At 59.0% G+C, this 23665-nt stretch carries 19 protein-coding genes; 10 read left to right on the top strand and 9 right to left on the bottom strand.

Translation table 11 applies throughout. The features are described 5' to 3' along the window. Positions 1 to 190 precede the first annotated feature (190 nt). Together ACP7BO_RS10125 and ACP7BO_RS10130 are read right to left on the bottom strand one after the other, a co-directional pair. Entirely contained in the window at positions 191 to 1564 is a 1374-nt protein-coding gene (locus ACP7BO_RS10125) for an ATP-binding protein (protein ID WP_426210030.1), read from the bottom strand. Further along, on the bottom strand, positions 1561 to 2271 hold the full coding sequence (locus ACP7BO_RS10130; RefSeq protein ID WP_426210032.1) for a response regulator: 711 nt from the start codon (positions 2269 to 2271) through the stop codon (positions 1561 to 1563). Before ACP7BO_RS10130 ends, ACP7BO_RS10125 begins: the two co-directional genes overlap by 4 nt. Positions 2272 to 2434: 163 nt before the next feature. Between ACP7BO_RS10130 and ACP7BO_RS10135 the strand changes: the two genes are divergently transcribed. The 5 genes from ACP7BO_RS10135 to ACP7BO_RS10155 all read left to right on the top strand — a co-directional run bounded on the left by ACP7BO_RS10135 (position 2435) and on the right by ACP7BO_RS10155 (position 9584). Continuing rightward, positions 2435 to 2719, top strand: coding sequence for a hypothetical protein (locus tag ACP7BO_RS10135; RefSeq protein WP_426210034.1), 285 nt, complete (start codon positions 2435 to 2437; stop codon positions 2717 to 2719). 198 nt (positions 2720 to 2917) lie between these two features. Next, positions 2918 to 3478: a DUF3313 domain-containing protein gene (locus tag ACP7BO_RS10140; protein ID WP_426210366.1), complete on the top strand. Its 561-nt coding sequence runs from the start codon at positions 2918 to 2920 to the stop codon at positions 3476 to 3478. Between the two features lie 286 nt (positions 3479 to 3764). After that, on the top strand, positions 3765 to 5309 hold the full coding sequence (locus tag ACP7BO_RS10145) for an efflux transporter outer membrane subunit (RefSeq protein WP_426210036.1): 1545 nt from the start codon (positions 3765 to 3767) through the stop codon (positions 5307 to 5309). 29 nt (positions 5310 to 5338) lie between these two features. After that, positions 5339 to 6526: an efflux RND transporter periplasmic adaptor subunit gene (locus ACP7BO_RS10150; RefSeq protein ID WP_426210038.1), complete on the top strand. Its 1188-nt coding sequence runs from the start codon at positions 5339 to 5341 to the stop codon at positions 6524 to 6526. Between the two features lie 7 nt (positions 6527 to 6533). Continuing rightward, the gene (locus ACP7BO_RS10155; RefSeq protein WP_426210039.1) at positions 6534 to 9584 is read left to right on the top strand and encodes an efflux RND transporter permease subunit; all 3051 of its coding nucleotides are present in this window, start codon (positions 6534 to 6536) and stop codon (positions 9582 to 9584) included. Between the two features lie 145 nt (positions 9585 to 9729). On the opposite strand, the gene ACP7BO_RS10160 is transcribed toward ACP7BO_RS10155, so the two are convergent. From ACP7BO_RS10160 to ACP7BO_RS10170, 3 genes are read right to left on the bottom strand one after another with little or no spacing between them, the layout of a single operon-like run. After that, a complete protein-coding gene (locus tag ACP7BO_RS10160) occupies positions 9730 to 11109 on the bottom strand; it encodes an LLM class flavin-dependent oxidoreductase (protein WP_426210041.1) in 1380 nt (459 codons plus the stop codon). A 35-nt stretch (positions 11110 to 11144) separates the two neighbouring features. Further along, positions 11145 to 11990: an amino acid ABC transporter permease gene (locus tag ACP7BO_RS10165; RefSeq protein WP_426210043.1), complete on the bottom strand. Its 846-nt coding sequence runs from the start codon at positions 11988 to 11990 to the stop codon at positions 11145 to 11147. After that, a complete protein-coding gene (locus ACP7BO_RS10170) occupies positions 11987 to 12799 on the bottom strand; it encodes an ABC transporter substrate-binding protein (protein WP_426210045.1) in 813 nt (270 codons plus the stop codon). Before ACP7BO_RS10170 ends, ACP7BO_RS10165 begins: the two co-directional genes overlap by 4 nt. Before the next feature lie 519 nt (positions 12800 to 13318). On the opposite strand from ACP7BO_RS10170, the gene ACP7BO_RS10175 reads away from it, so the two are divergent. Further along, the gene (locus tag ACP7BO_RS10175; protein ID WP_060692521.1) at positions 13319 to 13960 is read left to right on the top strand and encodes a hypothetical protein; all 642 of its coding nucleotides are present in this window, start codon (positions 13319 to 13321) and stop codon (positions 13958 to 13960) included. A gap of 415 nt (positions 13961 to 14375) precedes the next feature. Here ACP7BO_RS10175 and otnI read toward each other — a convergent pair whose 3' ends face one another. Further along, positions 14376 to 15158, bottom strand: coding sequence for a 2-oxo-tetronate isomerase (gene otnI / locus ACP7BO_RS10180; RefSeq protein ID WP_426210047.1), 783 nt, complete (start codon positions 15156 to 15158; stop codon positions 14376 to 14378). A 215-nt stretch (positions 15159 to 15373) separates the two neighbouring features. Between otnI and ACP7BO_RS10185 the strand changes: the two genes are divergently transcribed. Then, on the top strand, positions 15374 to 16243 hold the full coding sequence (locus ACP7BO_RS10185; RefSeq protein ID WP_426210049.1) for an isocitrate lyase/PEP mutase family protein: 870 nt from the start codon (positions 15374 to 15376) through the stop codon (positions 16241 to 16243). A 52-nt stretch (positions 16244 to 16295) separates the two neighbouring features. Here ACP7BO_RS10185 and ACP7BO_RS10190 read toward each other — a convergent pair whose 3' ends face one another. Beyond that, the gene (locus tag ACP7BO_RS10190; RefSeq protein WP_397456796.1) at positions 16296 to 16808 is read right to left on the bottom strand and encodes a heme-degrading domain-containing protein; all 513 of its coding nucleotides are present in this window, start codon (positions 16806 to 16808) and stop codon (positions 16296 to 16298) included. Positions 16809 to 17158: 350 nt separating this feature from the next. Between ACP7BO_RS10190 and ACP7BO_RS10195 the strand changes: the two genes are divergently transcribed. The 3 genes from ACP7BO_RS10195 to ACP7BO_RS10205 all read left to right on the top strand — a co-directional run bounded on the left by ACP7BO_RS10195 (position 17159) and on the right by ACP7BO_RS10205 (position 22101). After that, the gene (locus ACP7BO_RS10195) at positions 17159 to 18904 is read left to right on the top strand and encodes a hydantoinase B/oxoprolinase family protein (RefSeq protein WP_426210051.1); all 1746 of its coding nucleotides are present in this window, start codon (positions 17159 to 17161) and stop codon (positions 18902 to 18904) included. A gap of 38 nt (positions 18905 to 18942) precedes the next feature. Further along, positions 18943 to 21033 (top strand): hydantoinase/oxoprolinase family protein, encoded by a 2091-nt coding sequence (locus ACP7BO_RS10200; RefSeq protein ID WP_426210053.1) that lies wholly within the window; start codon positions 18943 to 18945, stop codon positions 21031 to 21033. A 96-nt stretch (positions 21034 to 21129) separates the two neighbouring features. After that, positions 21130 to 22101: a helix-turn-helix domain-containing protein gene (locus ACP7BO_RS10205; RefSeq protein WP_426210055.1), complete on the top strand. Its 972-nt coding sequence runs from the start codon at positions 21130 to 21132 to the stop codon at positions 22099 to 22101. 154 nt (positions 22102 to 22255) lie between these two features. On the opposite strand, the gene ACP7BO_RS10210 is transcribed toward ACP7BO_RS10205, so the two are convergent. Further along, positions 22256 to 22903: a DUF1120 domain-containing protein gene (locus ACP7BO_RS10210; RefSeq protein ID WP_426210057.1), complete on the bottom strand. Its 648-nt coding sequence runs from the start codon at positions 22901 to 22903 to the stop codon at positions 22256 to 22258. A 122-nt stretch (positions 22904 to 23025) separates the two neighbouring features. Then, complete coding sequence (locus tag ACP7BO_RS10215; RefSeq protein ID WP_397456791.1) at positions 23026 to 23664, bottom strand: DUF1120 domain-containing protein; 639 nt, start codon at positions 23662 to 23664, stop codon at positions 23026 to 23028. Position 23665: the final 1 nt, after the last annotated feature.

The raw sequence follows: 23665 nt of genomic DNA on the forward strand, positions 1-23665 counted from the left end.
GCCGGGTGAACTGCGCCAGGAGACGTTTCGGGCGCATGCCTGGCGCCTTTATTTTCAGGTGCTGGCTGGCGTATCCATGTGTGGACAAGGCCGTATTCGAGGTTTCGTCGTCTTTCGCTTGCTGGTACATGAAAAGCCCCCTTCAAATGACCAGGACTGTACACCAGACAGATTCGTGTTGATTCGCATGCTAAGTCTTGGGTGGCGTGATTGCCACTGCCCGATTCAAAGACGCGTGGGGTAACTCCACCTGTGCGATGAGTCCACCGCCAATACGGTTTCGTAACAGTAGCTCTCCGCCGTGCTGGCGCGCCATTGCCCGGGCCGAGGACAGACCAAGCCCTACCCCACCGGAGTCTCGATTGCGCGAGGGCTCAAGCCGGAAGAACGGAACGAACACGTTCTCCAACTCAGAATCAGGAATCCCCGGTCCCTCATCGCTCACCTCGATGCAGATCGAACACTTGCCATTGATCAATTCGATGCGTGGATGGCGGGCATACTTCACTGCGTTTTCCAGTAAGTTGGTGGTCATTCGCTTGATGCCCACCGGTCGGCCGAAGTACACCAGGTGGGGAGGCCCTGAAAAATCGACGGCGATTCCCTGATCGCTGTAGTCATCGATCACCGTCTGCAGCAGTTCGCTGAGGTCAAATGTTGTGGCTTGCTCGCGCAGACTTTCGTCGCGAAAAAAGCCCAGGGCGCAGTTGATCATCGATTGCATTTCATCGGTGTCGCGGATCAGTTTTCGTTGCTGGTCAATATCTTCAATGAACTCACACCGCAACCGTATGCGGGTCAAGGGCGCACGCAAGTCGTGGGAGATTGACGCCAGCATGAGCGTGCGTTCGGCAATGAACTGCTGGATCTTGGCCTGCATGGTGTTGTAGGCAATGATCGCCTGGCGTATTTCACGGGGGCCTTCGATTTCAATGGCGGGGGCATTAAGGTCGGTACCGAAGCGTTGCACGGCACTGGTAAATCGTTGCAGCGGATCGGCCAGTTGGCGAGTGGCAAACCGGGCGACCAGCCAGGCTGCAACCAGCCCCAGGGCAACAACAACGGCAAAACGCAATGCCGCGCTCATCCCCCAACTCCGTTGCGACGGGGTAAATGACAACCAGCTACCGTCGTTCAGTTGCATCAACAAGACATAACGCGCTTGCGAGCTTTCGGCAGGCCAATTGGCGGGCTGGAAGACCTCTATCTTGTGTTCGGCCTCGCCCAGCAATTGATGCAGAACCGGCGATTTGTCCAGGTCGATCGAGGTCCCGTTAGTTGGCAGTTCGAAACTGCTCCGGTGTTCGCTCCAGAGCACCCCGAGGGCTGGATTGCTCGCCGCAGCAGACAACTGCTCACGCAGTTGTGGCGGGGCCGCCTGGATGATGCGCGTGGTCGCCGCGATCTGATCCAGCAAGCCGATTTGATCGACTGGCGGTTTGGCCCAGACCCCGGCCACCTGTACAAACAGGGCGTAGAGCACTAGCGAGGCGAGCATCGCCGCGACAATGGTCAAGGCTATCCGGCGTCTGAGCGTGTCAACGTGCGCAATCAGCCCTCTCACGTGCGCGTCACCTTTGCATTGAACAGGTATCCGCCATTACGCACGGTACGAATCAGGTCCGGACGCTTGCTGTCAGGCTCTATTTTTCGTCTCAGGCGGCTCACCTGCACGTCAATGCTGCGGTCAAAGGCTTCGTGATTGCTCCCGCGCGTCAGGTCGATCAATTGTTCGCGCGAGAGGATGCGTTCAGGGTGTTCAAGAAAGACCACCAGTAAATCGAACTCACCGCCCGAGAGAGGAATCATCACATCGGCTGACGAGCGCAGCTCGCGGCGCGTAACGTCCAGGTGCCAGCCTGCAAAGCTGATAACCAGTCGTGTGTCTTCGTTACGCGCTCTTACCGGATCACTGGCGCGACGTAGAACTGCCCGCAGGCGGGCCAGTAACTCGCGAGGATCAAAAGGCTTGGTCAGGTAATCATCGGCACCCAGTTCCAGGCCAACAATACGGTCACTCAACTCGCCCATGGCGGTCAGCATCACAATCGGAATACCGGTGTTAAGGCGTAATTTCTGGCAGAGGCTGAGCCCGCCCTCACCGGGAAGCATCAGATCGAGAATGATGAGATCCGGCCGCTGGCGCCCGATTGCCGCCCACATGGCTTCGCCGTGGGTGGCCAGTTCCACTTCATAAGCATGCAAAAGAAAGAACTTCTCCAGCAGTAATAGGATTTCCACATCGTCGTCGACGATCAGTAACCTGCTCACATTCAGCGATCCATAGGTGAAAAAGGAGGGTATCTAAAACCATTCCTGCGCCAGGGTCATATATTTCAATCGAGAAACATTGCGGCTGAGCCCGCATAAACCAGACATCTCCCGGCAAAACCCCTCAGGCACACTGCGCGCAATTCATTCCAGGATGCCCTCGATGCCGACCTTGAGCAGTAAGGCCCACAGCGCCAACGCTTTGATTCTGAGCCAGCGCACCCGCAAAGTCTGGCGCACCGACCCGGTGCTTTTCCAGGAGTCTCGCCTGGCGCTGTCCAGCGACCAGAAATGTCTCCTCCTGATCCGCTATATCGAGACCTATAGCCCGCAATGCAGCCAGTGGGTGGAGTACTCCCACTCAGTATCTGTCGCCGAGCTTACCCAATGGGTCATGGCTCATGGCGAACTGCATATAAAGGGTTGCGAAAGCGACACAGACGCTTGAGCAACACCACCCATCAAAACATTCGTCTCAGGAACACCGATCAAATGCCTAGACGCATCTCGCTGCCGCTACTGGTAACCCTGTGCCTGTCACTCACCGCATGCGCGGGCAAAACCCTCTCTCCAGGGGAATATTCGGGTTTTTTTACAGGACTACAGTCAGCTGACAGAAAAAAAGCTCCCCGACGGACAACGCGTACTGTCCTGGGTAAACCCGCAGATCACGCATTACACCCGCGTGTATATCGAACCGAGCCAGTTCTATTTACCCCTGCTGCCGAGCGAGCGACGCTCAGAAGCAATGCTGACCGAGGTAAGCCACTACTACGATGCCGCGCTCAAACAGGAGCTGGGCAAGGTCATGACCGTTGTCGCGACTCCGGGCCCGGGCACACTGATCGTCAGGCCTGCCATCACCTCCGTGTCGGCCACAACCCAGGGCTTGCGGTTTTATGAATGGCTACCCGTGACCTTGCTTGCCGCCGGCGTGAGTACAGCGATCGGCATCCGTGACCAGGACACGCAAATCACTACTGAAGTCGCGGTTGTGGATGCCTGCAATCAGGCTGTTGTGGCGCAGGTGATCCGCAAAAGCGCCGGCCTGACCCTGAAAAATGACAAGCAGGCCATGACAGTCGATGATTTCAAACCGGTACTCGACGATTGGGCCTTAGCTATGCGTCAGGCCTATTTATCCGCAGGCAATCAAGCCCACGCCCACGACTTTGCCTCATCGCCTGTAAACCCCTGCGTGTACTGATGAACAGCCAGCAAGATAGCCCCAAGCCGCTCGCGATACTGTCCAATAAAGATTCCCTCTATTGGCGGTTCCCACACTCTTCAATTAACGTTAATTCACCTGATTAACCTCACAACTGCTGTACTCCCCGCGCCCGTTTAAAAGGCCGGCCAGAAGCACCGGCGCTCATTGCTCGACCAAGAAACTATCCTGCTGATTCATCAGAGGGAATATGAAAGTGCAGCCTCGCCAGCGTGCAGCGGGCCCGCAGCCGTTGGCGCATCTCTGCGGTCTTTTACGACACCTCATGGCTGCGCTGAGTCTGCTGTGTATTGCCCTGGCCGGCTGTACGGTAGGCCCCGACTTCGTCCCCCCCGATCTGGCCGCCAATGCCGGATACTCACGGGACAAGCTGACAACCACTGCCCGGGCCGACATCGATGCCGGCGGCGGCCCACAGCGGCTGATCGACGGGATGGATATTCCCGGGCAATGGTGGACGCTGTTTCGTTCCCCGGCACTCAACGCGCTGGTCGAAGAGGCCTTGCACGCCAACCCGGATGTCAGCGCAGCACAGGCAGCGTTGCGCCAGGCCAATGAACTGGTGTTTGCCGACCAGGCGTCACTGTTCCCCTCGGTCAACGGCAACCTGTCGAAAACCCGGGAGAAAGTATCCGGGGCGACGACGGGTGCTGCGTCTTCCCCCATCCTCACGGTGAGTTCGGCGTCGCTGAGTGTGTCCTATGCCCCGGACGTGTTCGGCGGTACTCGCCGGCAAATCGAGTCTTCCACGGCACAAGCCGAGTACGAACGCTTTCAGCTGGAGGCGACGTACCTCACATTGACCTCCAATGTGGTCAATACCGCGGTGAGCCTGGCGTCGGTGCGCGATCAGATTGGCGCCACCGAGCAAATCATCCGGCTGCAGAGCGACCAGCTGGACCTGCTGAACGCTCAGCGGCGGCTGGGCGCCATCGCCGATACGGATGTACTGACCCAGCAAACTGCGCTGGCACAAACCCGTGCCACGTTGCCGCCCCTGCAAAAGCAGCTGGCTCAGACCCGCAATCAGTTGATGGCTTATCTGGGCCGGTTTCCCAATCAGGATCGGGACGAGCGCTTCGACCTCGCCTCCCTGCACCTGCCGCATGAACTGCCGGTCAGCCTGCCCTCGGCCATCGTCGGTCAGCGGCCGGATGTGCGCTCGGCCCAGGCTCAACTGCATGAGGCCAGCGCCAACATTGGCGTGGCCGTGGCCAATCAATTGCCGCAGTTCAGCATTACCGGCTCTTTGGGCTCCACAGTGGCCAGCGGCACCCGGCTGTTTTCGGCGGGCAGCGGGGTCTGGAGTCTGGCCGGGTCTATCGCGCAACCGATATTCGATGCCGGTGCACTCGAACATCGCAAACGTGCAGCCGTGGCTGCCTATGACCAATCAGCGGCGGTTTATCGGGGCACCGTGCTGACCGCGTTCCAGGATGTGGCCAACGCGCTGCGGGCTCTGGAGGCCGATGCCGAGGCGCTCAACCAGCAGGTTGCCGCTGAGCGCTCGGCACAAGCCAGCCTGGACTTGGTGCAGGCTCAGTTCCGGCTCGGGGCGGTGGCATACATCAACCTGCTGACGGCCCAGCAGACCTACCAGAACACCGTGCTGGCACGGGTCAAGGCTCAGGCTGCCCGCTACAGCGATACCACGGCCCTGTTCCAGGCACTGGGCGGTGGCTGGTGGAACCGCAGCGACGTAGACCCCGCCACGGCGGGCAAGCCTGATCGCTTCGGCCTGCCGTCGTGGCAAGAAATCATGCCGACGCACAAAAAGCCTGCGCCCGGCGACACGACGCGGTTCAACTGAATTGCATCATTGAAACAGTGAGAACACCCATGGCTGACGTCAAGACTGCCTCACCCCTGCCATCAGAGCCTGGCGCCCCGCGCAAACGTCGGCTGTGGCGGCCGATGCTCATCATGATCGCGGTGGTGCTGGTGATTGTCGCGATCATCGCCGGGGTCAAATTCGTGCAGATTTCGGCACTGATCGCCCAGTCTAAAGCCCCCTTGCCCGCCTCCGTGGTGACGGCCATGCATGTGCCCTACGCTGAGTGGCAACCCGGCGTCACAGCCGTGGGGTCGATCAAGGCGGTCAGAGGGGTTGATGTGACCACGGAAGTGGGCGGCATCGTCCGCAGCATCGGTTTCAAGCCCGGGCAACAGGTGGCAGACCAGGCGTTGCTGGTGCAGTTGAATGCCGACTCGGACATCGCCCAGTTGCACTCGCTTGAAGCCACGGCGGACCTGGCGGTGATCGTCCTCAAACGCGATAAGGCGCAACTGGCGGTCAACGCCGTGTCGCAAGCACAGGTGGACACAGACAGCGCCGACCTGAAGGCCAAGCTTGCCGCCGCCGAGCAGCAGCGGGCGTTGGTGGCGAAAAAATCCATTCGCGCCCCTTTTGCCGGGCGTATCGGGATTACCGCCGTCAACCCGGGTCAATACCTGAACCCCGGTGACAAAATCGCTACGCTGCAAACTTTCGATCCCATTTACATCGACTTCACCGTTCCGCAGACCCAGCTGGAGCAAATCGCCATTGGCCAGAAAGTCGCGGTGACAGCCGACGGGCTTGCCGATCAGACCTTTTCCGGCCGGGTCAGCACCATCGACACCCAGTTTGACCCGACGACGCGCAACGTCACCGTGGAGGCCACCGTTGCCAACCCTCAACAAAGCCTGGTGCCGGGGATGTTTGCCCGGGCCATCGTTGACTCCGGCAAACCGCAGCGCTACCTCACCGTTGCGCAGTCGTCCGTCACCTACAACCCCTACGGCACCACGGTGTTCATCGCCACATCGAGCAAGAACGACAAGGGTGAAGAGGTACTGACCGCGCAGCAAAGTTTCATCAAGACCGGGCCGACCCGCGGTGATCAGGTGGCCATCCTCGAGGGCGTCAAGGAAGGCGATCTGTTGATCACCAGTGGCCAGATGAAGCTCAAAAACGGTTCGCCGGTGCAGATCGACAACAGCGCCGCGCCGCTGAACGACCCTGCTCCGACTCCCCAAGAACACTAGGTGTCCCATGAAATTTACCGATACCTTTATTCAGCGACCGGTGTGGGCCGTGGTCGTGTCGCTGTTCATCCTGATCCTGGGGCTGCGCTCGATCTTCGAACTGCCGGTGAACCAGTGGCCACGCACCGAGAATACGGTGGTCACCATCACCACCGCTTACTACGGTGCCGATGCCTCCACGGTCGCCGGCTTTATTACCCAGCCGTTAGAGTCGGCGATCGCCCAGGCCCAGGGCATCGACTACCTCTCCTCGTCGAGCATTACCGGTGTCTCGACCATTACCGCAACGCTGCGCCTGAACTACGACGCCAGCAAGGCGCTGACCGAGATCAATACCCAGGTCAACTCGGTCAAGAACCAGCTACCGGCCCAGGCACAGGAACCGGTGCTGTCGGTGGCCGTCGGGCAGACCACGGACGCCATGTACCTGGGCTTCTACAGCGACACACTGCCCACCAATAACATCACCGATTACCTGGTGCGGGTGGTCAAGCCCAAGCTCGATTCGATCCAGGGCGTACAAACCGCAGAAATCCTGGGCGGCCGCCAGTTCGCCCTGCGTGCCTGGCTCGACCCGGACAAACTGGCGGCGCATAACGTCACCGCACAGGACGTGTCCACCGCCCTGGCAAACAACAATTACCTGTCTGCCGTCGGTTCGACCCGAGGGCAAACGGTGACAGTCGATCTGACTGCCGGGACCGATTTGCACACGGTGGACGAATTCAAGCAGTTGGTGATCAAGCAAAAAGGCGATGCTCTGGTGCACCTGGAAGATGTGGCGCTCGTAACCCTGGGCGCAGAAAGCTACGACAGCAGCGTGGCGTTTTCCGGCAAGCGCTCGGTGTTCATCGGCATCAAGGCGGCGCCCACAGCCAACATCCTGACGGTGGCCAGCAGCGTGCGCAGCGCGTTCCCCGAGCTGCAAGGGCAATTGCCCGCAGGCGTGCGCGGCAACATCGTTTATGACTCAACCGAGTTCATCAATACCTCGATTGTTGAGGTGGTGAAGACCCTGGCCGAAGCCATGATCATTGTCTCGGTGGTGATCTACCTGTTTCTCGGCTCGTTCCGGGCGGTGATTGTGCCGTTGGTGGCCATCCCGCTGTCGCTGGTGGGGACGTTCTTCGTCATGTACCTGCTGGGTTACTCCATCAACCTGCTGACCCTGCTCGCCCTGGTACTGGCGATTGGTCTGGTGGTCGATGACGCAATCATCGTGGTGGAAAACGTCGACCGGCATATCAAGGAAGAAGGTCAAGGCGTGCTGCAAGCCGCGCTGATCGCGGCCCGGGAACTGGGTGGCCCGATTGTCGCGATGACCGTGGTGCTGATTGCCGCGTACGTACCCATCGGCCTGCGCAGCGGCCTCACGGGTGCCCTGTTCAAGGAGTTCTGTTTCTCGCTGGCGGGGGCAGTCACGGTGTCGGCCGTGGTGGCGTTGACGCTGTCGCCGATGATGACCTCGCGGCTGTTCAAGTCCGGGCAGCAAGAGGGTCGCTTTGCACGTCGCCTCGATCAGTATTTCGACTGGCTGCGGGGGCGTTACCGCCGGGTACTGGCTGGTGGCCTGAACATCTGGCCGGTGCTGGTGGCGTTTGGTTTCATTCTGTTCGTGCTGGTTGCTGCCAGTGGCATGACCGCCAAAAGTGAGCTCTCGCCCACCGAGGACCAGGGGCTGGTCTTCATGCTGATCAAAGGCCCGCCTACGGCCTCGCCCCAGCAGATGGAGCGCTTTGCCGACCAGGCCTTCCAGATTGCCAGCAAAGAGCCGGAATACGCGCAAATGTTCCAGCTGACCGGGCTGCCCGCACTCAACCAGGGCCTGGGCGGGGTGCTGCTCAAGTCCTGGGGCGACAGGACGCGTTCCCAGGCCGACGTGATCAAAGACCTGCAGCACAAGTGGAACCAGGTGCAGGGGGCAACCATTGCCGCCTTCCCGCTGCCATCGTTGCCGGGCGCCCAGGGCTTGCCGGTGCAATTTGTGATCACCACCACCGACTCGGTGGAAAACCTCAATGAAGTCGCACAAGCGGTGATGACCGAGGCGCAGAAGCAACAGCTGTTCTGGTTCGCCGACATGGATTTGAAACTGGACAAGCCGCAAGCCAGGCTGGTAGTGGACCGGGAAAAAATTGCCGCACTGGGCATGACCCAGGCCGACGTCGGTGCTGCACTTTCAGCCGCACTGGGCGGCAATTACGTGAACTACTTCTCGACTGCCGGGCGCTCGTACAAAGTCATTCCCCAGGTGTTGCAGGTCAACCGGCTCAACCCGGAGCAAATACTCGATTACTACATTCGTACGCCTTCCGGGTCCATGATCCCGGCGCGCACGGTGGCGCATATCGAGACCTCAACCGAGCCGGAATCCATTAACCACTTCCAGCAACTCAACTCGGCGACCCTGTCCGGCGTCAGTGGCGTGGCCCAGGGTGAACTGCTGGCCAAACTGAACACGATTCTGAGTAACGTTGCCCCCTCGGGTTACACCTCTGACTTCTCGGGCGAGTCGCGTCAGTTCATCCAGGAGTCCGGCGGCTTCTTCGGCTTGCTGATGTTCTCGATTCTCATCGTCTACCTGGCCCTGGCCTTTCAGTTCGAGAGCTTCCGCGACCCGGTGGTGATCCTGTTTTCGGTACCCCCTGCCCTGTTCGGCGCGCTGGCATTCATCACCATGGGCTTTGCCTCGATCAACGTGTACACCCAGGTGGGCCTGGTGACGCTGCTGGGGTTGATCACCAAACACGGGATTCTGATCGTGCAGTTTGCCAACCAGTTGCAGCGCGCAGGGCACAGCAAACGCGAGGCGATTGAAGAGGCGGCGGCCGTTCGACTGCGGCCTATCCTGATGACCACCGCGGCCATGGTGCTGGGCGTGGTGCCTCTGGTCTGGGCCAGCGGCGCCGGGGCTGCGGGGCGGCATGACATGGGGCTGGTGATCTTCGCCGGGTTGTCGATCGGCACCCTGCTCACACTGTTCATGGTGCCGGCGATGTACATGTTCATTGGCGCCACGCACCAACAGGACGTGGTACGGCCGCAAGCGCTGCAATAGAAAGATCCTCTGGCGCGAGGCGTGTGGAACTCCTGTGGGAGCTGGCTTGCCTGCGATGGCCGCACCGCGTTTACAGGATACTCCGCGGTGCTTGCATCGCGAGCAAGCTCGCTCCTACAGGGGGGGATGGCCGTGGATCAGTTGCCTAACCCCGGTCGAATCGAAACGACGCGCCATATGCACTGGCCGGCAAGTGACTGGCGCCGTCTGCCCGCAGTCGCGAACGCAAGGTGCCGCGCTGGGGCTCGGTGCGATACAGGCCACGCTTTTGCAATTCGGGAATCACCAGTTCGACAAAGTCTTCAAGGCTGCCGGGGCTGATCAGCGGGTTGAGCATGTAACCCGTGGTCCCGGAAATCCGGGCGTGCTCTTCAATCCGCTCGGCGACCTGTTGCGGGGTGCCCACCAGAATCAAGTCGCTGCCGCGGGTGACGTTGGCAAAACGCTGTTTAACGTCACCCGCGGTTAACGGTTTGCCGCTGCCATCCGCTCGCATCACATAGGACGTCATGCCTTCGGTGTGGGTGGACAGGGCATCACCGTCGGCGTAGCGGCTAATGTCGATACCGGTATCACCGGCGTAACTGACCAGTTGTGCCTGCAAGTGGTAATTGCTTTGCAGCTGGTCATATTTGCGCTGAGCTTCGATTTCTGTTTTGGCCGTGACAATGCGCAGCACGGTCAGTGACTTCACGTCTTCGGCCGGACGACCGAGCGCCCGGGCCTGGGCCCAGATCTCTTCCAGCCCCTGACGGATCTCATGGGGGTTGGACTTGGCGATGAAGATCAGCTCGGCATGCTTGGCCGCGAAGGCCCTGCCCCGCCCTGACCAGCCGGCCTGGATCAGCAGGGGCGTACGCTGCGGCGATGGCGAGGTTAAATGCGGCCCGGCCACCCGATAGTGTTCGCCGGCATGGTTGATCGGGCGCACGCGATCACCCCGGGCATACAGCTGGCGCGCCTTATCGGCCACCACAGCATCATCGGCCCAACTGCCCTCCCAAAGCTTGTAGGCCACGTCCATGAACTCTTCAGCACGCTCATAGCGGTCATCGTGTTTGATCATCTGCTCCAGACCGAAATTGCGCGCGGCACTGGACAGGTAAGAGGTGACGATGTTCCAGCCGATACGGCCGTTGGTCATGTGGTCCAGGGTGCTGAAGCGCCGGGCATGGGTAAAGGGATGCTCGTAACTGGTGGTCACCGTGACCCCGAAAGCCAGGTTTTCGGTGACGGCAGCCAGTGCCGGAATGATCATCAACGGATCATTGGCCGGTGCTTCCACCGCCCATTTCATGGCGGCGTCGGCATTGCCGGCAAACACATCGTAGAAACCCAGAACATCGCCGAAAAACAGCATGTCCAGGTGTGCCTGATCGGCAATCCGTGCCAGTTTCGACCAATAGCCCAGAGAGTTGATGCTCAGTCGCTCGTCAGCCGGGTGCGTCCACAGGCTCGGCGCCCCACCACAGCCGACGCTCGCTTGCTCGTAAAGGGCAAACAACAGAGGTTTTGGATCGGACATCATGATTCTCGAAAAAATGAATTAAAGGCGCTGATTCAGCGCTGGTTTTTGAACCCTTTGCCGTAATGACGCTCGAGACGGTGCTGGACCAGTTCGAGGCCGATCGACATCAGCCAATAGATCACGGCTGCGGTGGTGAGCATTTCGATATAGCGATAGGACGAGCGCCCATAGGACTGCGCCAGGAACATCACTTCCCAGACCCCCATCACCGAAATCAGCGATGAGTCCTTGAGCATGGAAATGAACTGGCTGGTTGTCGGCGGGATGATCGTGCGCATGGCCTGGGGCAGGATGATGTGCACGAATGTCGCGCTCGGCGATAGCCCCAGCGCCATGGCCGCTTCGCGCTGGCCGGGCGCTACGGCCATGATGCCGGCGCGAAAAATCTCGCTCAGGTAGGCGCCGTAATTCAGCGACAGCGCAATGATGCCGGCACTGATGGCACCTGGAACAATGCCTATCTGCGGCAGACCCAGATAGATCAACAGGATCTGGATCAGCAGCGGAGTGCCACGAAAGAACGAGGCGTAAAAACTCGCAATGCCAAAGGCCACGGCGCTGCGTGACAGACGTGCGAGCGCGGTCACAAACCCCAGCAGCAGCGACAGCCAGATCGAACAGAAACACAGAAACAAGGTGAGCGCTGCGCCTTGCAAAAAGCCGTTGGGCCCCAGATGCAGCCCCACCAGGTTGGGCAATTTATCAACGATGATCGAGAACTTCAGGTCGAAGCTCATGAAGAACATGACGCACAAACCGAGCAAAGCCGCCCAGGTCAGGTAGAGCCGCGTTCGAAAGCTAAACACCTGGCTCAGGCGACGCGTTCCGGTTTCGGGTGTGACACGCGTCTTGGCGGGATGTGGGTTGTGGGCTGTCATTGGCTGATATCGGCACCGATCCACTTCTGCGAAATCTTGCTCAGTGTGCCGTCGGCCTTGAGTTGATCAATGACCTCAGTGACCCTGGCACTCCACTGCGGGTCGCCCTTTTCAATCGCTACCACGTTGGGTTCGGCATACAGCGTGTTGCCGGCAATCTTGAAGCGCGGGTCCTGGGCTATGCGTTCACGGGCGGTGATCAGGTTGGTGACCATTGCATCCAGACGCACGCCGCTGCCCAGCGCCAGGTCCTGAAACGCTACCGTTTCATTGTCGTAAGGCGCCACCTGGACGTTGTCGAACGGGTATTTCAAAGGTGCCCCTTCAATCACCAGATCCTTGTTCAAGTAGGCTTCATAGGTGGACGCGCTGATGACCCCGACTTTCTTCCCGGACAAGTCCTTGCCTGAAGCGATAGCCGTATCTTTGGCATTGACCACGATCACTGCGGGCGACTGGTAATACTCGACCGGAAAATCGAACACTTGCGCGCGGGCTTCACTCGGGGTCATTGAACAGACGCAGATGTCATAGCGCCCGCTCCAGCGGCCGGCGGCGATCACATCCCAGGAAGGTGTTTCCAGCTTGAGTTTTACCCCCAGGCGCTGCGCCACTGCTTTGGCGACATCAACGTCAAAGCCGTCCAGCTGGTTCTGTTCGTTGAGAAAGGAGAACGGCGGATAGCTCTCCATCAGAACGCCTGTCATCTGCCCTTTTTCAGTCACGCGATCCAGGGTCTGGCCCGCAAAAGCGGTTGCACAGCTAGCGAGTAATGCGAGGCTCAAGGGTAAGAGCGCCATTGTTTTCAAAGACCAATACTCCAATCTGTTCAGAATTATCTGAATAGATTAAAACGCACTATAAAATCCGTTTGTACGTGTTTTATGGAATAAGGGACTCGTTTCAAGCTATATGCAATGTGGGGTCAAAGTAGACTTTTTCGGGCCTGGCCGTACAGCCATGCCCTTGCTCAAATACTGCGGTCAGTCTCTTCAGCCTCGGGCCTCCCCCCCCTCCAATTGCCCGGCAAGAAAGTGCAAGCGTCACAATCGCCCGTACCGCAGGCTCCTTGTTTAGCGAGTGCCTATGTATAAATAATCATAAGATCAAGCATGTATTTCTAAACGCTTTACAGGTACTTTCGGCGCTGATGAAAATCGCCTACCTATTTGGAATAAGTTAGAATTTCACTGCGGAAACATTTTATCATGCTTGATAACTTGTTCGTTTTTCTTACAGAAAAGTAATATTGCCCCCGACAAATAATTGTCCTGTATTGGCAGCATCTTTCTTGCTGTCAGGCATTTATTTAATATTTGGAAAAGATTATGAACGGCCACAATCTGACTTTTAAGAATGATCCGATATGGTTTATTGCTCAGCGAGCGATTAACAATGTGTCGTGGTTCATGAAAGATCAGGCAAGCAACATAAATCAACAACGAAACCGGATCCTCAACAGCACCAAATCCGGTGCATTTGACCTACAGGGGGAAGGACAGGACAGACAAGTCACGCTGGCACCGACCGGTAACCCGCCGCACAGTGATCCACTGATTACCGCTTACTGGTGCCCCTTCGTGCAAGGCAATGTACTGCCTGGCTTTGTCGATATACCCATGCATAATCCCGAGCATCACTATGTATTTACCGCCGCAATGAATGGCTGTGCACTGGTCACTACCTCTTCGCCGCTTGGCAGCAATATGCTCAGGGTTTACCACCACCAACATCCAGACAGTGCCCATATCAATAACCTTATAAAGGCCCAAGGGCAGACTGTTATTTCGAGTATTAGTGCCAGTGACTATTGCCATAATGATCAGAAGATCCCAGCCCCTAATGCGTTTAACTTTCTATTTTATAAAGAGGGCAAGTGGAAATATGCCGTGCAACCGCAAACCTTCAATATGCTGACCCATGACGTGGCCTTGAACCCAGGCATGCCAGCCAAGGTTGTGAATGTTTGAATATCGGGCTAGACCGATACACTGATTTTTAATCGGGGTACGTACAGCACCAAAAAACGTCTGCCAGCGTTCTGGACGTGCCTGTCGCACGAACTTTTTTGAGTGGGGTTCATGCGACAGGTCTCGCCGGAACACTCTCTGATATCCGCAGTGCTCGGCATGAACCTGTTGGCGGGTAGCACCAGATCATCATACGGCGGCCTGAGCATTGCCTTTCGCTCCCTTGCCAGTGATTACCTGCGCATGATCAAAGCCACCGGCATCAGCCCGGATCTGCTTCACCGGGTTGCCGCAACCAGCATGGCAAGCAGACCGCCCGCACCACAAAGGCACTCTGTAGGAGCGAGCTTGCTCGCGAGCTTTTGCGCGTGGCAACCAAGAGCTCGCGAGCAAGCTCGCTCCTACAGTTTGATGATTAGCGTGCCTTCCAGTCCCGCAACCATTGCAGGCCCGTCGAGGTGTCGCCTTTGGGGCGGTATTCGCAGCCCACCCAGCCGTCGTAACCCAGATGGTCCATCAGTTCGAACAGGTAGGGATAGTTGACTTCCCCCTGGTCCGGCTCATGCCGATCCGGCACGCCGGCAATCTGTATATGGCCGATGCGGTCAAAGTCGCGGCGAAATGTGGTGGCCAGATCCCCCTCAACGATCTGGCAGTGATAACAGTCAAACTGCACTTTCAGGTTAGTGGCGCCAACCTCTTTGCAGATGGCCTGCGCCTGGTCCTGACGGTTGAGGAAAAAACCGGGCATGTCCCGGGTATTGATCGGTTCCAGCAACACCGTGATCCCGGCCTTGCCCGCCTGGTCTGCGGCGTAGGCAAGGTTTTGCAGATATACACCGTGGTGACGGAGGCGGTCACTTTCCGCTGCCAGTAAACCGGCCATGACATGGACACGCGTGTTGCCGAGCACCGCGGCGTATTCCAGGGCGCGGTCGAAGCCTGAGCGAAATTCATCTTCACGCCCTGGCAAGGTCGCAATCCCCCGCTCCCCGGCTGCCCAGTCTCCCGGCGGCGCGTTGAACAGGGCCTGGACCAGGCCGTTGTCGCTCAATCGCTGCTTGAGTTCGGTGGCGCTGTAGTCGTAGGGAAACAGAAATTCCACCGCTTCAAACCCGTCGGCCGCCGCCGCCGCGAATCGATCAAGAAATTCATGTTGCGGGTAAAGCATGCTGAGGTTGGCAGCAAAGCGTGGCATGTTAACTCCTTGGGAAACGGGTCAGACAAAAGGCCAGGTCAACAGCGTGATGCAAAAACCGGGGGTTGCGAGCAAAGTGATCTGCCACGTTCAGTCCCGCAAGCTTGGTGAAGACTTAAACGTCATAATCCTCGGTTTTCTTGCGTGATAGTCTTGTCGGACTATGAACAGGGGCATTGATCGTATTTTGACAATGGCCAGAACCAGGAAAGAACATGTCCAAAATTTCTCACTCAGATCTTCGTCGCAATTTTCGTGAACTGCTTGCCACGCCAATGTGCGTCGAAACGGCTTCTGTTTTCGACCCCATGTCCGCCCGCATCGCTGCCGATCTCGGTTTTGAGGTCGGCATTCTGGGCGGCTCGGTAGCGTCGCTGCAGGTACTGGCAGCACCCGATTTTGCGTTGATCACGCTGAGTGAGTTCGTTGAACAGGCAACCCGGATCGGCCGTGTCGCCCAGTTGCCGTTCATCGCGGATGCTGACCATGGCTATGGCAATGCCCTGAATGTGATGCGCACCGTCGAAGAACTTGAGCGTGCCGGGGTTGCGGCGCTGACCATTGAAGACACCCTGCTGCCCGCTCAATTTGCGCGAAAATCCACCGATCTGATTTCCGTTGAGGAAGGCATTGGCAAGGTCAAGGCTGCCCTTGAAGCCCGTGTTGATCCCGGCCTCTCAATCATTGCCCGGACCAATGCCGGGGTGTTGCCAACCCAGGCCATCATCGAGCGCACCCTGGCTTACGAAAAAGCCGGCGCCGATGGTATCTGCATCGTCGGTATCAAGGATTTCGAGCACCTGGAGCAGATCTCTGAAAAGCTCAGCGTGCCATTGATGCTGGTGACCTACGGCAACCCGCAACTCAGTGACAGCCAGCGTCTGGCAAGTCTGGGCGTACGTGTGGTGGTTGCTGGCCACGCAGCCTACTTTGCCGCGATCAAGGCCACTTACGACAGCCTGCGGGCCCAGCGCAAGCTGACCCAAAGCACTTCCAACCTCAGCGCCACCGAGTTGACCCACACCTACACACTGCCTGAAGAGTACGTGGCCTGGGCCAAAGAGTTCATGGACGTTAAAGAATGATCGCGGCACATTCGCAGCCAGACTGATGCAGTATCCGCAATCGACGCGCCGGTCAGTCCTGAGTGAACCGTGGCATTGCCACCTCAGCCGGATCGACGCCGCACATGGCGGCCAGGGTCTGCACCACCAGGATGTGATCGTCACGCTGCGGCAGCCCGGAAACCGTGACCACACCGATACAGCCCATCCCCGTGACCTTCAGCGGGAAGCTGCCGCCGTGGCTGGCATAATCGCGGGTCGGCAGCCCCATCAATACGTCTCGCGCCACACCCTCTGCCTCGGCTGACAAACCGGCACCGTACGAACTGCGGTCCATCATTTCGACGATGTTGCGCTTGCGTCGTGCCCAGTCGGCATTTTCGGCGGCGGTACCCGGCATGGCATAGAAAAATACGGTTTCGCGGCCAAGCCGGATTTCGATGGCCGTGGCAACACCTGCCTGCTCGCAGGCTGATTTCAAACGCTGCCCCAGTTCCCACGCCGTGCTCTTGTCGAAGGTTGCGAACTGCAGAACCTGCTCCTGGTACGCGATACGTTGAAGGTCTTGTTGGTGTCTGGTGTTCATCTGCCGATCGCCTTTTGAGAGTGACTGATCAAGGTGGCCCATGATCATACGTGACCAGCCCCGGGATTTAGAACAGGTCATTACCCCGCTGCATTGCGGCCCTGTAGCCGCTGACGAGTAATACGAGGCTGCGTCAGGCAAACCGTGCACGCAGCATTACGATCGCTTCGCAATCGGACGTAGCCTTCGGCAACTGCTACGTAAAGGGGGTTAACGAGCAGTGCACCCTGGGTCAACAATCAGTGCACCGGGCGCCAAGCCAGTCGCGGTGTGGTGCGCGTAGTTTTGTGCCGTGGGTTAGACGTTCGTCCTGACCTCCACCTGAATAACAACAAGATTTCTGGTGACCCATGAGCACAGTAGATCCGATCACCCTGGCAGTCGTGCGTGGCGCGCTCGAAACCGCGCAGCGCGAAATGACCATAACCCTCGAAAAAACCGGGCGCTCAAGCGTTTTCAATCTGGCTCACGATTATTCCAATGCGCTCTTTGACCACCTTCCGGAAATGATCCTGCAAGGCCAGGACATCCCTATTCATCTCGGTTCGCTGATTCCGGCGATGAAGTGCGTGGCCGGATTCTTCGGTGATGACATCCAGGAAGGCGATGTGATCTACCACAATGACCCGGCCTATAAAGGCAGCCATATTCTTGACTGCTGTATGTACAAACCGGTGTTCTACCAGGGCGAACTGGTGTTCTGGGCCGTCTGCAAAGGCCACCTGACCGATATCGGCGGCCCGGTACCCGCCGGCTATAACCCCGACGCCAAGGAGATTTACGCCGAAGGTTTGCGTATCCCTCCGGTCAAGCTCTGGTCCCAGGGCAAGCGCCGCGAGGATGTGATCAATCTGCTGCTGACCAACATGCGGGCCCGCGCCTATCAGGAAGGCGATCTGAACGCTCAATACGGCGCCTGCAACGTCGGTGAGCGGCACTTGCTCGAACTGCTGGAGCGCTATGGCGTGGAACAGGTACGCGCGTGCATCGCCGAGTTGAAAGACATGGCTGACCGGCACATGCGTGCCCTGCTGCGTGAGGTGCCCGACGGTTTTTACAGCGGCACTGCGGTGCTTGAAGACTCGGGGCACGGGCTGGGCGAACTGGCGATCACCGCTCAGGTGGAGATTCGCGGTGACGAGGCGCACATTTTGATCGAGAGCCCGCCGCAAGTGCCCTACTTCATCAACTCCTACGCCGGCAACTCGGTGTCCGGGGTGTATCTGGGGCTGATGATGTTTGCCCAGGTACCACCGCCGTACAACGAGGGGCTGTACCGCTGCGTATCCGTCGACCTCGGCCCGCCGGGCACCTTGTGCAACGCCAAAGAACCCGCTCCGCACGTCAACAGCACCACCACGCCGATGGAGACCCTGGCCGATGCCGTGCGCCAGGCACTGGAGCAGGCAGCGCCGGATCGCGTCACGGCCTCGTGGGGCCACGCCAGCGGTATCAATATCGCCGGGCATGACCCGCGCAATGGCAACGACGAGTACGTAACCATGGTGCTCGCATCAATCATCTCCGGGGCCGGGGCGAACAAGGCCATGGACGGCTGGCCGGCCTGCGGTCCGCTGTGTTGCTTCGGGGCGCTGATGTCTGGCGATATCGAACTGCTGGAGCACTCCTACCCGATCCTCATCCACCGCTACAGCCTGATGACCGACAGCGGTGGCGCCGGTGAGTTTCGCGGTGGCTCGGGGACCCGCATTGAAATCGAACCGCTCAATCACGCGATGACCGTGGTCGGCTTTGGTGAGGGCCGGCAACTGCCAACGTCGGGGGCGGCAGGCGCGAACAACGTGATGCTCGAGCCCAAGCTCGGGCGGTTGATTCACCGCCACAGCGACGGGGAAGAAGAGCACTTCATCTACAACGCGCAACTCACGGCCCGGCCCGGCGAACGGGTGATCAACGTGAACCCCGGTGGTGGTGGTTATGGCAACCCTTTGCGCCGCCCCGTGGCCAGTGTGTTGAACGACGTGCGCAATGGCCTGGTGTCCCGTGAAGGCGCCCGCCTGGAATATGGCGTGGTGATTGACAGCGACGGCCAGGTCGATGACGCCGCGACCGACGCCTTGCGTACCGCGCATTGATCGCCCCTGCCCCTTTGAGCAACCTGGAATCCCTGATCATGACCAAACAACAATATCGTCTGGGCATCGACGCCGGCGGCACCTTCACCGATTTCATCCTGGCGGATCACAACGGCAACGTGCAGTTGTTCAAGGCACCGTCGACCCCGCAGGACGGCACCCTGGCCATCCGCAACGGCCTGGCACAAATGGCCGATGCCCTGGGTCGCACCCCTGCGCAGATCATTGGCGACTGCGACCTGTGCATCAACGGCACCACCGTGGCCCTCAACGCACTGATCGAGAAAACCGGGGTCAAGGTCGGCCTGCTGTGTACCGAGGGCCATGAAGACAGCCTGGAAATCCGCCTCGGTCACAAGGAAGACGGGCATCGCTACGATGCCAGTTACCCGCCAGCCTATATGCTGGTACCGCGCCATCTGCGGCGGCCGATCGGTGGGCGGATCATCAGTGACGGCAGCGAATACGCCGCCCTGGACGAACGGGCGATTGCCGAAGCGATCGAGTATTTCCGTGAACAGGAGGTCAAGTCGGTGGCCATTTCGTTCGTCTGGTCGGTGCGTAATCCGGGCCACGAGCAGCGCGCTGCCGAGATGGTGCGGGCGGCCCTGCCGGGGGTGTTCGTTTGCACCGGCAATGAAGTGTTCCCGCAAATCCGTGAGTACACCCGTACCTCAACCACCGTGGTCAACGCCTACCTGAGCCCGGTGATGGGCCGTTACATCGAAAAGATCGACGCCTTGTTCGAAGAACTCGGGGCGCAGCAACCCACCCGCTACTTTCAATCCAACGGCGGGCTGGCACCCGGGGTGGTGATGCGCGAGCGTGCGGTGAATGCCATTAACTCCGGTCCGGCGTCCGCACCACAAGCCGGGTTGTGCGTGGCCCAACCTTTCGGTATCGACAATGTGATCACCGTGGACATGGGCGGCACCTCATTCGATATCACCCTGAGCAAAGCCGGGCGTACCAACTTCAGCAAAGACACCGACTTTCTGCGCTATCGCATCGGTGTGCCGATGATTCAGGTGGAAACCCTGGGTGCCGGGGGCGGGTCGATTGCCTTCCTCGATGACTTCGGCATGCTCCAGGTCGGCCCGCGCAGTGCCGGGGCCAACCCCGGGCCGGTGTGCTATGGCAAGGGCGGTACCGAGCCTACCGTCACCGACGCCAACCTGGCCCTCGGTTACCTGGCCGACGGCGCACTGCTGGGCGGCAGCATCCGCCTGAACCGCACATCAGCCATCGAGGCGATCCGGCGTAAAATCGCCGAGCCCTTGAACATCAGCGTTGAGCGCGCCGCAATTGGCATCATCACCCTGGTTAACCTGAACATGGTCAGCGGTATCCGTCGGGTATCGATCGAGCGCGGCTATGACCCGCGGGACTTCGCCCTGATTGGTGCGGGCGGTGCTGCGGGCATGCATGTCATGCGCCTGGCCGAAGAAATCGGCAGCCAGGTGGTGCTGATCCCCAAAGTGGCTTCCGGGCTGTGTGCCTACGGACAGATCCTTTCGGATATCCGTTACGACCAGTTGACGACCCTGCCCATGCGCCTGGACGATGAGCTGGTCGACCTGACATTGCTCAACCAGACCTTGGGTGACCTGCGCGAACGTGGCATGCATAACTTGCGCGACGACGGTTACGGCGCCGGCAATAACGTCGAATGCCTGTACAACCTGGAGATCCGTTACCTGGGGCAGATTCACGAATGCAGCGTTGAACTGAGCCACGGGCAACTGGATCAGGCGGGGCTGGTGGCCTTGCGCGAGGCGTTCCATACCCGCCACAAGGCTCTGTTTTCCTACAGCGAGCCTGAAAGCCCGGTGGAGTTGGTGAATCTCGAATGCTCGGTGATTGCACGTCTGCAACGCCCGCCCATGCCGGAACTGGCGCAACCTGCCGAGGCTGTCGCGGCGCAAGCCTGCGGTTATCGGCCGATGCTGTTCAGCGTTCAGTCAGACTGGCAACAAACCCCGGTCTACAACGGTGAGCAGCTACAGTGCGGACAAACCGTGCAGGGCCCTTGCGTGATAGAGGAGTCGACCACCAACATCGTCGTGCCTCCTGGCTGGCAGGCAGTGTTAGCCCCGTCTGCCACCTACCGGCTGACACCTTGTGATTGACCGTCCGTAAGCATTGGCAAATGATGGCGAACCAGCGGTGTCGACGCTTCTACGGGTCGGCACCGTCCTCATAATAAAAATCATACGAGGGCAGCCATGGCGCACAAACTATCCACCCGTTCCTGGCCCGACAGTCAACGCCAGCCGCTATGGGCGGACGCGATCGCCAGTGCCTATTTTCCGCTTTCGCTGGAGTTTTCACCCAGCTCAACGTTCAGCGGCAGCCTGCAAATCTGGGAAACCGCCAGCACCGCGCTGACCCTCTCGCGCTTGCGCTCCAGCCAGCTTGGCTATTCGCGCAGCAAGTCCCAGGTCAGTGAAGACCAGGAAGCCTGCTACCTGGTCACCGTACCGCGCCGTAGCGAAGTGCACTTCGAGCAGGACGGCCGTGCACTGCATTGCCGCCCCGGCGGGTTCATTTTCGAGCGTGGCGATGCGCCCTACCGTTTTCACTATGCCTGCGATAACGATCTGTGGGTGTTCAAACTCCCCGAACGCGCACTGCATGGCCAGTTGCGCGGCGCCGAGCGCTATACGCGTTTGTGCTTTGATGCCAAGCGTGGCCTGGGGCGTATCTTTGTCGATCAACTGGCCATGTGTGCCGCACGCTTCGATGAGTGTGAGGAAGCCGTGCGCCACATGCTGCTGGAACAAGCGCTTGCCACGTTATTGATGGCCCTGCGTGATGACGAACGGGTGCTCAGCAGCGAAAGCTCGAATCTGGCGGCCATGCATTTGCAACGCATCGAGCACTACGTCGAACAGCAACTGGGCAATCCCGACCTGGCGCCGCCGATGATCGCCAGTGCCTGCGGACTGTCGGTGCGCTATGTGCACAAGCTGTTCAGCAGTACGCCCTACAGTCTCGGGGAGTGGATTCGCCTGCAGCGTCTTGAGGCGGTCAACAGAGGCCTGAATGACCCCGGTTGCCGGCTGTCGATCGGTGAGCTGGCCATGCGCTGGGGCTTCAGTGACCAGGCGCAATTCACCCGCAGCTTCCGGCAACACTACGGTTGCACGGCCAGCTCGGTGCGTACTACAAACACGGATCGCCCCTGTAGTCGCTGACGAGTGAAACGAGGCTGCGAGGGGGTTACCGGGGGCCGCCAGGCAAGGTCCTGCGGACCTTATCGCAGCCTCGTGCCTCGTCAGCGACTACGAAACGTTTTCGTGAGTTTATCGCTCCAATAAATAAGGCTTTATTCCGTTTGATACAGCCTGCTTATAAATAACGAAGTTCAATAGTTTGACTGGCCTCTATGTTCAGAGTTGAACTCATATCCAGTGTATTGACGGGGGCGATCGTCGGGGTCAGAACAAGTTCGCCGCCATAAGTTTGAAAGGCCGCGGGGATGTTCGGTCCACCCACAACACCATAACCAATCATTCCGGTCTTGAGGATCTGGCCGGTTATTGAGAAATCCCAGCCAATGCCATCGGTACTGGTCAGGGATTTGGCCGATGAGCTGACACCGCCACTTACCGGTATGGTCGGGCCATGGGTGATGCGCAAGTTACCAATAGGGGTTCCAGCTGCATCCTGGCCCAGGCTGAATGTCGCTGCACTGGGCTGGTAGGCCCCTTCAGCCTCATGGTTATCAGTCCAGGAAGTGGCAATGATCGCCGGCCTCAGACAGGTGATATTAAAAGGAACACGTACCGCCGCAAGTCGGGTGGCGGCGTCAGGGTCGGGATTAAGGTCAGCAGCCGATATCGTACGAAGATTGACCGCTGCGCCGCCATTGAGTGTCACTTCACAACCGCCCGGCAAGATTCTGCCGGTCGCTCTCAGGTCGGCAGTTGTCGCGGCAACTGCACTGAACGAAACAGCAAGTAAAGAAGCGAAGAGTAACGTTTTTTTAAGATGCATAATTATATTGCCCGTACCATTGTCACGCCCTGCAAGAGCGCATTTATTTAAATTTCAACATTTGAAAGTTTCATCGAACAAAAAAACAAAGTGCCACTTTTGATCAGGCCGCCTGCCACCAGTTACAGATAAATAATTTCAACAGTGGCACTGCCGTCCAGCTGGATCACCCGCGTACGGTCCAGGCTGTCGAGCGGCGCGATGCGGGTGGTCAACGACAACTGCCCGGAGTAGCTGGCGAATGCCCCGACCAGAGCGGTACCGGGCGCGGCAAATGCCAGCACGAAGCGGTGATCGACGATGCCATCGAGATTGGCTATCCAGTAATCACTCCCCAGTGGCCTGGAGATGGCGGCTACGGTGTGCCCGTCAGCGACCGTAGCATCACCATAGAACAGCTCCATGCTGCCAATCGGCGCTCCCCGGGCATCCTTGCCCATGCTGAAGTAATGGGTGCCGTGGGGGTGGCTGCCATAGGCCTGGTGGTTATCGGTCCATTGCAAGGCGATGGGCACCGCGTACCCGCAATTGATCTGCCAGCCGATGGTCCTGGGCGGTAGCAGCGTTTCACGGCTGCTGTCGGGGTTGAGGTCGCCATGTTGCAAGGTGCCATAGTCCACCTTGCCACCGTTATCCAGGCGGATGTCACAGGCCGCGGGGTGAGTCGTGGCGCTGATGCTCAGGTCAACGCTGGCGGCGCCCAGGGCATTGCCGGCGAGCAGCATCAGGCAGCCCAGGGTCAAGCTTTTCGAGGGATGCATA

Origin of the sequence: Pseudomonas sp. TWR2-1-1, assembly GCF_049897045.1 — a bacterium.
In the GTDB taxonomy this organism is placed as follows: domain Bacteria; phylum Pseudomonadota; class Gammaproteobacteria; order Pseudomonadales; family Pseudomonadaceae; genus Aquipseudomonas; species Aquipseudomonas versuta.